The sequence below is a fragment of the Pseudomonas sp. SG20052 genome, from assembly GCF_031766055.1.
In the GTDB taxonomy this organism is placed as follows: Bacteria; Pseudomonadota; Gammaproteobacteria; order Pseudomonadales; family Pseudomonadaceae; genus Aquipseudomonas; species Aquipseudomonas mandelii.
In genome coordinates this window covers 5,345,894-5,358,815 of record NZ_CP134498.1, presented here as the reverse complement: position 1 = coordinate 5,358,815, position 12,922 = coordinate 5,345,894, and the positions used below count along the sequence as shown (strand labels likewise).

Annotated in this window: 10 protein-coding genes; 2 read left to right on the top strand and 8 right to left on the bottom strand. The window is 60.6% G+C overall.

The genetic code is table 11. The features are described 5' to 3' along the window. Window positions 1–238 precede the first annotated feature (238 nt). The 5 genes from RHP74_RS24580 to RHP74_RS24560 form a co-directional block, all read right to left on the bottom strand. Window positions 239–1,336 carry a DUF1513 domain-containing protein gene (locus tag RHP74_RS24580; RefSeq protein WP_311096502.1) on the bottom strand — a complete coding sequence of 366 codons (1,098 nt, stop codon included), beginning with the start codon at window positions 1,334–1,336 and terminating at the stop codon, window positions 239–241. 14 nt (window positions 1,337–1,350) lie between these two features. Beyond that, entirely contained in the window at window positions 1,351–2,415 is a 1,065-nt protein-coding gene (locus tag RHP74_RS24575; protein WP_077749880.1) for an imelysin family protein, read from the bottom strand. Between the two features lie 26 nt (window positions 2,416–2,441). Beyond that, complete coding sequence (locus tag RHP74_RS24570) at window positions 2,442–3,869, bottom strand: di-heme oxidoredictase family protein (RefSeq protein WP_311096499.1); 1,428 nt, start codon at window positions 3,867–3,869, stop codon at window positions 2,442–2,444. A 752-nt stretch (window positions 3,870–4,621) separates the two neighbouring features. Next, the gene (locus RHP74_RS24565; protein ID WP_311096498.1) at window positions 4,622–5,965 is read right to left on the bottom strand and encodes an imelysin family protein; all 1,344 of its coding nucleotides are present in this window, start codon (window positions 5,963–5,965) and stop codon (window positions 4,622–4,624) included. Between the two features lie 233 nt (window positions 5,966–6,198). Further along, window positions 6,199–8,250 (bottom strand): bifunctional diguanylate cyclase/phosphodiesterase, encoded by a 2,052-nt coding sequence (locus RHP74_RS24560; protein ID WP_010457618.1) that lies wholly within the window; start codon window positions 8,248–8,250, stop codon window positions 6,199–6,201. Window positions 8,251–9,560: 1,310 nt separating this feature from the next. Between RHP74_RS24560 and RHP74_RS24555 the strand changes: the two genes are divergently transcribed. After that, window positions 9,561–9,917, top strand: a complete 357-nt coding sequence (locus RHP74_RS24555) for a DUF6124 family protein (RefSeq protein ID WP_154501498.1) — start codon at window positions 9,561–9,563, stop codon at window positions 9,915–9,917. A 217-nt stretch (window positions 9,918–10,134) separates the two neighbouring features. Here RHP74_RS24555 and RHP74_RS24550 read toward each other — a convergent pair whose 3' ends face one another. The 3 genes from RHP74_RS24550 to RHP74_RS24540 form a co-directional block, all read right to left on the bottom strand. Beyond that, window positions 10,135–10,731, bottom strand: coding sequence for a superoxide dismutase (locus RHP74_RS24550; RefSeq protein WP_010457614.1), 597 nt, complete (start codon window positions 10,729–10,731; stop codon window positions 10,135–10,137). 176 nt (window positions 10,732–10,907) lie between these two features. Further along, entirely contained in the window at window positions 10,908–11,510 is a 603-nt protein-coding gene (locus tag RHP74_RS24545; RefSeq protein ID WP_010457612.1) for a LysE/ArgO family amino acid transporter, read from the bottom strand. A gap of 6 nt (window positions 11,511–11,516) precedes the next feature. Beyond that, the gene (locus RHP74_RS24540) at window positions 11,517–11,918 is read right to left on the bottom strand and encodes an ACT domain-containing protein (RefSeq protein ID WP_010457610.1); all 402 of its coding nucleotides are present in this window, start codon (window positions 11,916–11,918) and stop codon (window positions 11,517–11,519) included. 95 nt (window positions 11,919–12,013) lie between these two features. On the opposite strand from RHP74_RS24540, the gene RHP74_RS24535 reads away from it, so the two are divergent. Beyond that, window positions 12,014–12,913, top strand: coding sequence for a LysR family transcriptional regulator ArgP (locus RHP74_RS24535; RefSeq protein WP_083375865.1), 900 nt, complete (start codon window positions 12,014–12,016; stop codon window positions 12,911–12,913). The last annotated feature ends 9 nt before the right edge of the window (window positions 12,914–12,922 follow it).

Genomic DNA, 12,922 nt, shown 5'->3' with positions numbered 1-12,922 from the left:
TTCCACTTCCTTGGAGAAAATCAGGTGAGACAGTGGGGCACATTATCTGAGTCGCAGGGTGATTCCAACTGGAAGAAATTACAGGCGAGGCCTTCGAGCGCCTGTCACTCAAGGGGACTAACGAACGATGAATAACCTGTGGCGAGGGAGCTTGCTCCCGCTGGACTGCGCAGCAGTCCCATTTTGGGGCCGCTTCGCAGCCCAGCGGGAGCAAGCTCCCTCGCCACAGGAAACGGGCTCAGATGAGGTGAAGGTGGTTATCCCAAAGCCCCGCCGGAAGCTCCAATGGTTTTGCAACCAGCGTTGTCTGACGGCAATCGTAATACCGGCAGCGGCCCTGACCCGAGGTCACGACAAACCCGTCAGCCACGGCGCCAACCCCGGCGCAATCGGGAAGCGGCGCATCCAGGCGCACTTCACCGCTGTCCAGGTCCCAGATGAAAAAGCGGTTGCCGCGCGGCGCAGTCAACGCGACCAATCGCAAGTCACTGTGGACCGCCACGCTGGCGGTGTAATGCCCCATCGCCTGCAACTGATGTTCAGGCACCGCAAACGCCACGAACGGTTGGCCCGGACGCTTGATCGCCAGCAACTCTGAGGACTCGTGGGACGGCCCCATGAATTGCTGGCCGGCGACGATGGTGCCATCGCTGGCGATCCCCAGGTGACGCACGCTGTTCATCGGCTGGGCGAGGGTTTCCTTGCTCAGCAGGGTACCGTCGCGTTGCATCAATACCAGGCTCGGCTCCATGGCGTTGAGGTTCATCTCGACCCGGCTTTCAGCCTCGGTGCGAATGCCGCCATTGGCCACCACCAGCGTCTCGCCGTCTGGCATCCACGACACCTGATGGGGGCCGATGCCATGGGTGGAAATCTCGCCGCTGTGCACCAGCCGTTCACCTTCGAACTTATACACACCCAACAGTCCGCGACCCGGATCGGAGGTGTCGTTTTCGGTGGCGTACAGCCAGTCGCCGCTCTTGTGAATCACCGCGTGCCCGTAGAAGTGCCGGTTGGGCAGCGAGGCCACGGTTTGCAGCAGCGCGCCGTCGCGCAGGTCGATCAGATAGCTTTCGGTGCCCGGACGTCGTGCGACGAACAGCGCAATCGGCAGCGTCGGGTGGTTGATGATGTCGTGGCAACGCTGCCCGACCTGGGTGGCGAACACCCGGGTGCCGTCCAGCCGATAACCGACGGCGTAATGCTTGCCGTCGCCATCGTCCCGCGCCGAAAGCAGCAGCGGGCTCTTGTCCTGTTGTTTGAACAGCGTCCAGCCGCCCAGTGTCACTGCTCCCAGCAGCAAACTACCTAAAGTCAGAGCCTGACGTCGCAGCATGGCACTTGCCCTCATCAGTCACCGTCGTTGGCGTTGAAGCCCAGTTGGATGCCCAGCGCCTTGGCCAGTTCGCCTTCGTGCAGGCGATGGACGACGTTGAGGCTGTCGTAGATATCGTTGAGTTGCTGGCGGCCGGCATCGTCGTTGAGCATCTCGGTCAGCGAACGCTGGTTGCTGGCGAACAGTTTCAGGGACGCGGCGTAAGCGGCGTCGATCTTGTCGGCCAACGGTTTTTGCTCACTCGGCAAAAGGCCGCGCAGGCCTTTGTTGTCGACGCCTTCCCACACGGTTTTGGCGGCGGCGAGACTGGCTTCAAGGCCGGCCAGGGACGACTGGCTGCGCCAGGCATCGGCCTGGAACGGTTGCGGCACGCCCTTGCTCTGGCGGCCCATCGGCGTACCGAGTTTTTTCTTCAAGGTGTCGAGGGCGGTGACCTGGACGCGCAGCAGGTCGGCGATGGCTTCGTGGGAGTCGGCGTAGCGCTGGTTCGGGAACTTGCTCATCTGCGCGAGCATGCCGTCGGTGTTGTTCCAGCTTTGCAGAATCTCTTCGGCCAGCAGTTTCTGACGCTCGCCAATCGCCTTCAACAGTGGGCAGTACTTGGCTTTTTGCGCGTCGTTTGCCACGTCCGGCTTGCTGTCGAACAGGATGTATTCATAGGCCGAGAGGCCTTGAACCACGACGCTGGACTTGGCCAGGGCGGCGGCATCGATCTGCGGCTGCGCGGTGACCAATTGCTCGACCTGACGGCCGACCAGGTTTTTCTTGTCCGGCCAGAACTGCACCTGCCAGGCGCGATTGCCTTCGGCCAGCGGCCCGATCAGCAGCGGTTGCAGCTCGGCCCAGGCTTTCTGCGCGTGCAGGAAGTCGGCGCGGGCGGTGTCGAGGTTTTCCTTGCCTTCGCAGTAGGCGAGGGCGCTGACGGCCAATTGGCGGTCGGCTTCAACCCAGCGGGTGTACGTTGGCAGGATCACCGATTTGGCGATGGCGGCCGAGGTGACGGCTTGCGGGTCCTGTGGCGAGCAAGCGCCGAGGGCGAGTGCTGCGAGGCTGGTGAACAACAATTTGGGACGGAACATGTCGGGCTCCCGCTATGGAATACGTATTAAAGGGAATTCAAAAACGCCAGCAACGCAGCGCGCTGCTCGGCATTGAAAGACAAAACCTGTTGCTGGGCCGCTTTCGCTTCGCCGCCATGCCAGAGCACGGCTTCGAGCAGATTGCGCGCGCGGCCGTCATGCAAGAACTGGGTGTGGCCACTGACCGCTTGCGTCAGGCCGATGCCCCACAACGGCGGGGTGCGCCAGTCGCGGCCACTGGCCTGGAATTCGCTGCGGTTGTCGGCCAGGCCGTCGCCCATGTCGTGCAGCAGCAGATCGCTGTAAGGGCGAATCACTTGATTGGCCAGTTCAGGTTCGGCGGCGTTGGCGGCGGTGGTGTATTTCGGTGTGTGACAGGACTGGCATCCGGCCTGGAAAAACAGGTTCTTGCCGGCCAGCACTTCGGGCGCATTGACGTCGCGACGAGCCGGTACAGCCAGGTTGCGGCTGTAGAACAGCACCAGGCGCAGGATGTTATCGCTGACTTCCGGCTCGCCATTCGGGCCGTTGCCGGTCGGCGCCTGTTTGCAGACTGTTTGCGCCTCGGTGCAGTCGTCGAAGGGGCGCAGGCTGGTGGTCAGGCCCATGTCACCGGAGAACGCGTGAACGTTCTGCTGATTGAGGTTCGGTTGCCCGGCCTTCCAGCCAAAGCGGCCGAGAACGGTCTTCTGCTGCACGTCGTCCCAGACCCGGTTCGGTCGCCCGGCGATGCCGTTTTTGTCCTTGGCCTGAGCCTCGGCGTTGGCCAGGATCGCTTCGTCGGGGATGGCTTCGAGCAAGCCCAGGCCAATCATCGGCGGGGCAACGCGTGCCGAGAAACGGGTGTCGGGGTGCATCGGGCCGTAACCCAGTTGAGTGATGTTCAGGCTGGGCTTGCGCAACTCGATTTCGGTGCCGTCCTTGAAGCGGACCGGAACGGGGGTGTAATCGACCCGCACTTTGCCTTCCGGGGTCACGCCGGGTATGGCCATGTCCTGGAACTGGCCGCCGTAGACCGGCTCCGGGACCACGCCGAGCTGCTCGATGACGTTGGCATAGGCCGGTGCATTCGGGATCGACAGGCGCACCAGCATCGATACCGCGTTCGCCGCATCGGGCGTCGGCGGATGACCGCGACCGTCCTTGATGTGACAGCCCTGACAGGCGTTGGTATTGAACAGCGGACCCAGGCCGTCCCGGGCGGTGGTGGTCGAAGGGGCGATCACCCAAGGGTTGCGGAAGAAACTGTTGCCGACGCTGAAATCCACGCGCCGTGACGGCGACAGGTTCGCGGAGGGCAGTGAGAACGCATTTTGATCGGTCTTGCGCACAGTCGCCGCGCCACCGGACCGGGCTTCACCGGGTTCGGCCTTGGTAAAACGCGGGGCGTCATCGCAGGCACTCAGGCCCAAGGCCAGAAACAGTGCGGACAAGCGAAGAAGCAGCGAGGGCATCAGACATCCTGCAAGACGAGCAAAACAAGGGCGCAAAGTCTAACAGGGCAAGGGAGTTTGAATAAGAGGAATTATCGTTTGGTTGATGTGGGGCAGGTTTTCACAGGGGACCGAGGCGCCGCCATCGCAATCAGCCTCGCTCCCACGGGTTCAGCGCAGCCCCTGTAGGAGCGAGGCTTGCCCGCGAAGGCGGTATTGAATTCAACATGGAGGGTGACTGACACGGCGCCTTCGCGAGCAGGCTCGCTCCCACGGGTTCAGCGCAGCCCCTGTAGGAGCGAGGCTTGCCCGCGAAGACGGTATTGAATTCAACATGGAGGGTGACTGACACGGCGCCTTCGCGAGCAGGCTCGCTCCCACGGGTTCAGCGCAGCCCCTGTAGGAGCGAGGCTTGCCCGCGAAGTCGGTATTGAATTCAACATGGAGGGTGACTGACACGGCGCCTTCGCAAGCAGGCTCGCTCCCACGGGTTCAGCGCAGATCCTGTAGGAGCGAGGCTTGCCCGCGAAGGCGGTATTGAATTCAACATGGATGGTACTGACACGGCGCCTTCGCGAGCAGGCTCGCTCCTACGGGTTCAGCGCAGATCCTGTAGGAGCGAGGCTTGCCCGCGAAGGCGGTATTGAATTCAACATGGAGGGTGACTGACACGGCGCCATCACAAGCAGGCTCGCTCCTACAGTGGTTCGTGTCAGGCAGGCATGAAAAAGGCGACCCGAAGGTCGCCTCTTTAGTCACTCAGCCAGCGTTGATCAGAATTCGTGATCAGCGTTGTCCGGGTTCAGGTCGCTGATACCCAGTTTGCCAGCGGCGGCTTCGATCGAACCGGTCTGCTTGACCAGGGCGGCGATGGCGTCGCGCACGATCTGGTTGCCAGCGGTGTTACCGGCGGCGATCAGCTGGTCGTAGTGCTCACCCTTGTTGGCGTGATCGACGATGACCTGCATCTTGGCTTCGGTTGCAGCCAGGTCGGCTTTCAGCGCGGTATCGGCTGCCGGGTCAGCTTTGGCCATCAGGGACGACAGGCTGGCGCCGGTCATTTTGGTGCCGTCTGCGCGGGTGTATTCGCCCAGGTACACGTTGCGGATACCCTTGGCATCGTAGAACTGCGAGTTATGGGTGTTGTCGCTGAAGCAATCGTGTTCGTCTTCAGGGGAGTTGGCTTCCAGGGAAACCTTCATGCGCTCGCCCGCCAGTTCGCCCAGGGACAGGCTGCCCATACCGAACAGCATTTTGCGCAGGCCCGAATCAACCGGTTCCGCTTCCAGGGTGGCGCGGTAGTTGTCGGCCACGTTCGGCTTCCAGTTACCGACCATTTCTTCCAGGTCGCTGACCAGCAGCTGGGTCACGGACTTCAGGTAAGCGCGGCGACGATCGTTGTGACCGCCAGTGGCGCCTTTGCCTTCCAGGTAGTCGGAGGCTGGACGGTTGCCGGCGCCAGGGCCGGTGCCGTTCAGGTCCTGGCCCCAAAGCAGGAATTCGATGGCGTGGTAGCCGGTGGCGACGTTGGCCTCCGAACCGCCCAGTTCGTTCAGGCTGGCGAGTTTTTCCGGGGTGATGTCTTTGACGTCGATCTTGTCTTCGCCGACCTGCACCTGAGTGTTGGCGATGATGTTGGCTGTGGCGCCCGGGTTACCCAGTGCGTGTTCGTAGGATTTGTCGACGTAGTCGATCAGGCCTTCGTCCAGTGGCCAGGCGTTCACCTGACCTTCCCAGTCGTCGATGATGGTGTTGCCGAAGCGGAACACTTCGCTCTGCAGATAAGGAACGCGGGCAGCCACCCAGGCAGCCTTGGCGGCTTTCAGGGTGTCGGCGTTCGGCTTGGCGAGGAAGGCGTCGACGGCGGTTTGCAGGGTTTTCGCGGTGGATTCGGCATCGCTGTAAACGGCGTAGACGATGTCGGCGTAGTGCGCGACAACGGCTTTGGCGGCGGCTTCGTCGACTTTGCTGGTAGCGGCCGGGGCGGCAGCTGGAGCCGCAGCGGTGCTGGCGGCCGGCGTCGGCGTAGCGGCGTTCTTGTCTTTACCTTCGCCACAACCGGCGAGGGAAATAGCGATGGCCAACAGACTGGCGGTAGCCAGAGGCATACGAATCATGGCGAACATCCTGCTTCGAGAGGGGGGTATGGCGCAGCGGGTGCGCAAAACTGCGACATAATGCAAATCTTTCGCATTATCTGTAAAGGGTTGTAGCTGGAAATATTTCTTATTCGTACAAGCGTTGTGTCGTGGATCAAAAAACATCGCAACCCCGTTTCACTCGACAGCGGCTACAAGCACACGGACCCGTAGCAGCTGTTGAGTGGAACGAGGCTGCGATTGTTTGATCTCTACAAAATGGCTGCGTTACTGCGCTGCGCCTGTTTCAGGTAGGCGCTCAATTCCCGTGCCGGCAGCGGTTTGCTGTAGTGGTAGCCCTGACCTTCGTGGCAGCCTTCGGAGATGATGTAGGCCTCTTGCTCGGCGGTTTCCACGCCTTCGGCAATCACCTGCATGCCCAGGCTCTTGCCCAGCTGGATGATCGCTCGAACGATGGTGGCATCGTCGTCGTCATCGAGCAGGTCCTGCACGAAGCTCTTGTCGATCTTGATCTTGTCCAGCGGCAGGCTTTTCAGGTAGCTCAAGGACGAATAACCCGTGCCGAAATCGTCGATCGCAATCAATGCGCCGGAGCGGCGCAGGCTCAACAGATGCTGGGCGGCGGTGCTGATGTCTTCCATCAGGCCGGTTTCGGTGACTTCCAGCTCCAGGCTGCGAGGGGGAAGGCGGTACATCTGCAGCAGGTTGTTGACCACTCGCGGCAATTCGGCGTGGTGCAGTTGCACGGTCGACAGGTTCACCGCCATGCGCAGATCCGGGAAACCCTGATCGTGCCATTCGCGCAATTGCTTGCAGGCTTGATCCAGTACCCATTCGCCAATGGCGATGATGGTGCCGTTCTGCTCGGCGAGCGGAATGAACAGGTCCGGCGGCACCAGGCCATGTTCGGGATGCTGCCAGCGAATCAGTGCCTCGACACCCACCACCCGGTGATCGCGGTAGCTGATCTGCGGTTGATAGACGAGGTAGAACTGGTCCCGCCGCAGGGCGTCGCGCAGGTCTTTTTCCAGTTCCCGACGGCGACGCATCTCGGTGTCGACGCTGGCGATGTAAAACTGATAACGGTTGCGCGAGCGGGTTTTCGCCAGCGTCATGGTCTGCTCGGCTTTTTGCAGCAGTTTCTCGGTGCTGTCGCCGTCCTCGGGAAACAGGGTGATGCCGATGGTCGCGCGCAGGCGGATTTCCTGATGATCGAGGGCAAACGCCGCTTCCAGATCATCGAGAATGCTTTGCGCCAGTTCGGCGGCTTCGTAAGGTTGTTCGATATCGGCCTGGACCAGGGCGAACTGGTCACCACCGAGACGGGCGAGGGCGCCGAGGCGACCGCTGTGAGCGCGCAGACGATCGGCCAGGGCCAGCAGCAATTGGTCGCCGGTCTGATAGCTGAACTGTTCGTTGATGCCTTTGAAGTCGTCCAGGCCCACCACCAGCACCGCAACCCGACGTTGCAACTTACCGGCGTCGACCAGGATTTTGTCCAGTTGTTGCTGCAATTGCTGACGGTTCGGCAGACCGGTTAGGAAGTCGTACTGGGCCATGCGCAGCAGGCTGTTTTCCGCTTCGTGGCGCAGGTGGGTGTTGCGTTCGATGGATTCGAGCAACTGGTTGGCGGTGTTGATCCAGATCCCCAGTTCGTTCTTTTCGTGACCCTTGAGCAGTGGGATCTTGTGTTCGCTGGGGCGGTCCGGATTGATTTCGGTCAGGTGTTCGATGATGCGCGACAGAGGTTTGGTCAGCAGCCAGTGGTAGACCAGGTACAACACCAGGCCCATGGCGAGGGCGCGCAATACGCCGGAAATGAAGATGATCACCGAGTTGACGATGAAACCCTGCCCGTAGGTGGCGGTGTCGAGGGTGATGCTCAGATCGCCGTAATACTCGCTGTAGGGGCCGCGGCCGACCAGTTGGGTGGTGAAGGTGCGTTCCTTGCCAAGAATGAGATCGGTCAGCCAGCGGCTGTTTGAATGGTGCAACTCACGAGATTTTTGCGCGAGCATGGCTTCGTTGGGATGGCCGATGGAGGCCTGGCGCACGGCTTCGTCCTGGAACAGGCCTTCGATGACCTGCATGCCCATTTCCCGATCCAGGCTGTAGACGGCCTGGGTGGAGGGGTCGCGGAACATGTCGAGGATGCGTTGTGCATCGTTGGCCACGGCCTGGCGTGTTTTATAGGCATCGAAAACGATCTGCGCGCAGCTCAAGACTACGCCGACGATCAATGCCGACAGGAGCACGACCCGGAGCAACTTCACCGACAAGCTGTTCTTGAGTTCCAGCTTCAAAGGGTTATTCCTTGTTCCGTGCGGGTAGCATCAAGTTGCCATGAGTATTGGCAATCCCGTGATGGCAGTCAAAGGGACATTCAATCTCATGGTTTTTTGCCTGCAGCTTGGCAGAAAATGCTGTTGTTTTGAGTATTTGCCCTATTAGTACTGTGTCGGTAGTTGGGTCCTTCAACTTGAGGGGGATTGGGACTATTTTTCCTTTTGTTGATGTTAGCCTGCTGTGGCGGGGGGGCAAGGGGCTGAATGCTGGTTTCATTGTCGGAGATTGGCTTGGGTTCTGCTGGTGTCCACATTTCAACTGTGGGAGTGAGGCTGCTCGCGATGGCGGCCTTCGGGCCGACCATGTTGTGGTTGACCGGGTACATATCCGTTTCTGCGGTAACGGCGGCTGGCGGTTTCGCCCTTACGGCGAGTCCCTTTTGTCAAACGCCACAAAAGGAACCAAAAAGTCTCGCCCCAAGCGTCCGGCCCCTCGCTAAGGCTCGGCGTTCCTTCGCTCCGGTATCCATCCGGGGACACTGCCCTCCGGTCTGCTTCGCGACGACCTACATGCAGCGTGTTCGACTGCGTCGAACGGCGCTGCGCGCCACTCCCCGGATGAACACCTCCACTCAGCCTCCCGAAAGGGGCGGGTAGATCAAGATCAAGAGCTGCAGGCGAGCTAACGCTCGGCCTGATGAGTGGTGAAGAGCGAAGCGTGTACAGCGAACCCCTTGTAGGAGCGAGGCTTGCCCGCGAAGGCGGCCTGACAGCCAACCAATCTCTTGCAGGTACCCACATTCCACTGTAGGAGCGAGGCTTGCCCGCGAAGGCGGCCTGACAGCCGACCAATCTTTTGCAGGTACACCCATTCCACTGTAGGAGCGAGCCTGCTCGCGAAGGCGGCCTGACAGCCAACTAATCTCTTCCTGATGCCTCCCGATTGATCGTTCCCATGCTCCGCGTGGGAATGTCGCCCGGGACGCTCCGCGTTCCATTTTTGTGTGTTGAACAATGTGTAAAAAACTCAGCGTTTTCCCACGCATTTTTCAGGTTGCCGGGTAGGAAGCGTGTTCTCTAACCTCTGGCTGTCGCTGAAAACTCAGCGACCGGGTGTGAGAGCCCGGCAACTTATGGTCATCCAGTGTCTGTACACGCATAATCGCCGCCAGCTTATCCGCTGCCAGTATTTGCGTTATGGCGGCTGTGTGCGGGCGGACTTCGGTCCGGCCGGGTGTCCATAACCGGTCTTCTCACCTCGCACATAGCTGCCACCTCTTCGCCGTGTGAGAAGCGGCAAGTGGAGGCTCCAACGCTGGAGAAATTCAATGGACAAATTAATCCCCGACCCACCCGTCAACATCGCTCCCACCACCGAAGCCGAAACGCTCCTCAAAGACCACGAAGCCATAAAACGCGCCCTCGACTACTACCTCGACCCGCCAAACCAATACCTCGAAAAACCCCGGCGCCCCAGCACGATGTTCATGATCGCCCCCGACATGGACACTGAAAGCCTCCTGGTCCAAGCCTGCGAGTCCCTGGCTTCGGCCAGCGTCATGGCCAGCGATTTCGCCTCGAACCTGATCGGTCCGCAGCGCAACACCGTGCTGGCAATCCAGCAGATCATCATGCTGGCAGAACTGGCCGTGAACCGGGCGCTTGATAACGTCGATCCGGCATAGCATTCCAGAGACCCCGTCATCGTTCTTCGCGAGCAGGCTCGCTCCCGCAGGAGATCGAGCGGGTTTTATAAAGGGTGTGTTCACTGTGGGAGCGAGCCTGCTCGCGAAGGCGGCCGGGTAGTTGATTCGATGTTTAGAGCGACACACGGCAGTGAATACTTCCAAAGTCCATAAAAAAACCCGGCATAAAAGCCGGGTTTCTTGTCTGGCGTCGAGCTTAAGCCTTGAAGGTTTTGCCTTCAAATTGCTCAGCCACGAATTTCCAGTTGACCAGGTTCCAGAACGCTTCGACGTATTTCGGACGAACGTTGCGGTAGTCGATGTAGTAAGCGTGTTCCCAGACGTCGCAGGTCAGCAGCGGGGTGTCGCCGCTGGTCAGCGGGTTGCCGGCGCCGATGGTGCTGGCCAGGGCCAGGGAACCGTCAGCTTTTTTCACCAGCCAGCCCCAACCGGAACCGAAGGTGCCGATGGAGGTTTTGCTGAATTCTTCTTTGAACTTGTCGAACGAACCGAAAGAAGCGTTGATGGCTTCAGCCAGTGCGCCGGTTGGTTGACCGCCGGCGTTTGGCGCCAGGCAGTTCCAGTAGAAAGTGTGGTTCCAGACTTGAGCGGCGTTGTTGAAGATGCCGCCCGAGGAAGACTTGACGATTTCTTCCAGGGTCTTGCCTTCGAACTCGGTGCCTGGCACCAGGTTGTTCAGGTTCACGACGTAGGTGTTGTGGTGCTTGTCGTGGTGGTATTCCAGAGTTTCCTTGGAAATGTGCGGCTGCAGGGCATCGTGTGCGTAAGGCAGCGGCGGCAATTCGAAAGCCATGATGATTCTCCTAATCAGGTCAGTTGCGGTGAGCGCAAGGCCGATCACGGGCGGCCAGACAAGCGCCGGGGAGTTTGTACTCTTTGCGGCGCATCGGATCGGATCATAGCACCGGGGGTGCGGCATAACCACGCAACAACTGTGTGGGATAGAGGTTCCAGAGCCTTTTGGAATAATCAGCTGGCGACGATTAATTGAAACGCCACGGCAAACATCATCACCGCCACCAGCAGATCGAGAATCCGCCAGGTGCTGGGCCGTGCCAGCCAGGGTGCCAACCATGCCGCGCCGAGTGCCAGGGTGAAAAACCACAACAACGACGCACTGGCCGCCCCCACGACATAAGCGCCGGGCTCGGTTTGCTGCGCGCCGAGGGAGCCGATCAACAACACGGTATCCAGATAAACGTGCGGGTTGAGCAAGGTGACGGCCAACGCGCTGAGCATCACCGCACGTAGCGAGCGCACCGTCTGGTTTTCACCTTGTTGCAGGCTTTGTTTCGAGCACGCCCGACGCAGCGCCTGACTGCCATACCAAATCAGAAATACCGCGCCACCCCAGCGGGCGACCGCCAACAAGGTCGGGTTTTGCGCCAGCACCGTCGCCAGCCCGAATACCCCGGCGGCCACCAGCAAGGCGTCGCAGGTGACGCACAGCGCCGCCACCGGCAGGTGATGTTCACGTCGAAGGCTCTGCGCCAGCACAAACGCGTTCTGAGTGCCGATCGCCATGATCAGCCCGGCGGCCACCAGCAGGCCGTTCACATAGCTTTGCCACATAAGGGTTTACTCCGCGTTGGCTGCCAGGTCGCGCAACACGTGCATTGCGCGTTGGGCATCGGCCTGACCGACGAATAAATGGTCGTGGTAGTAACCGGCGATCACGTTGCAACTGATGCCGGCCTGGCCCAATGCCGTGGCGAAGGCGGCGGTGAGGCCGACGGCTTCGAGGGCCGAGTGCACGTTCAAGGTGATCCAGGCCGCGACGTAGTCGAAGCTGAAACCGGCCTGCTCGGCGAGGGAGCGTTCGAGAATGACGGTCAGCCCCTCCTGCTCGCGAAAGCTGCCGACGATCGCTAGGCCGGCGGGCAATTGGCCGTCGCGCAGGGTGCAAAATACATATTCGCCCTCATTGAGGTGCGGGCTCATGCTGCGCAGCAGGGTTGCCAATGAAGTTTCGCCAGCCATGTCGGTGATCCTGTTCAAGAGTGCTTGCTGGCTATTCTCCGGTGCAACGCGGTATAAGAAAAACCAATCATGCTGATCGCTCATTAGGAAAACTGATGTTCGACTATAAATTGCTGTCCGCCCTGGCCGCCGTGGTCGAGCAGGCCGGGTTTGAACGTGCCGCGCAGGTGCTGGGCTTGTCGCAATCGGCGATTTCCCAGCGCATCAAGTTGCTGGAGGCGCGGGTCGGTCAGCCGGTGTTGGTGCGGGTCACGCCACCGGCGCCTACCGAGATTGGTCGGCGGCTGCTCAACCATGTCCAGCAGGTGCGTTTGCTGGAACGGGATCTACAGACGCTGGTACCGGCGCTGGACGAAGAAGGTCTGCCGGAACGTCTGCGCATCGCCCTGAACGCCGACAGCCTGGCGACTTGGTGGGCCGCAGCCGTCAGTGATTTCTGCGCTGAGCAACACCTGCTGCTGGACCTGGTCGTCGAAGACCAGACCGTCGGCCTCAAGCGCATGCGCGCTGGCGAAGTGGCCGCGTGCATTTGCGCCAGCGAGCGCCCGGTGGCTGGCGCACGTAGCGTGTTATTGGGTGCCATGCGTTATCGCGCCTTAGCCAGCCCGGCGTTCATCGCCCGGCATTTTCCTGAAGGCGTGCGTGCTGACCTGCTGGCAAAAACCCCGGCGCTGGTCTTTGGCCCGGACGATTTCCTGCAGCATCGCTACCTCGCATCCCTCGGGGTCGATGGCGGTTTCGAACACCATTTATGCCCGTCGTCTGAAGGCTTTATCCGCCTGACCGAAGCCGGGCTTGGCTGGGGCCTGGTGCCCGAATTGCAGGTGCGCGAGCAACTGGAACGCGGTGTATTGGTGGAGCTTTTGCCAGATAAGCCCATCGATGTGCCGCTGTACTGGCATCATTGGCGCAATGGCGGTCAGCTGCTGGGGTTGCTGACCGATCAATTGGTGCGTTCGTCGAAGCAATGGCTGGTGCCCTGGAAGCAGCCATAAGCGTCAAGC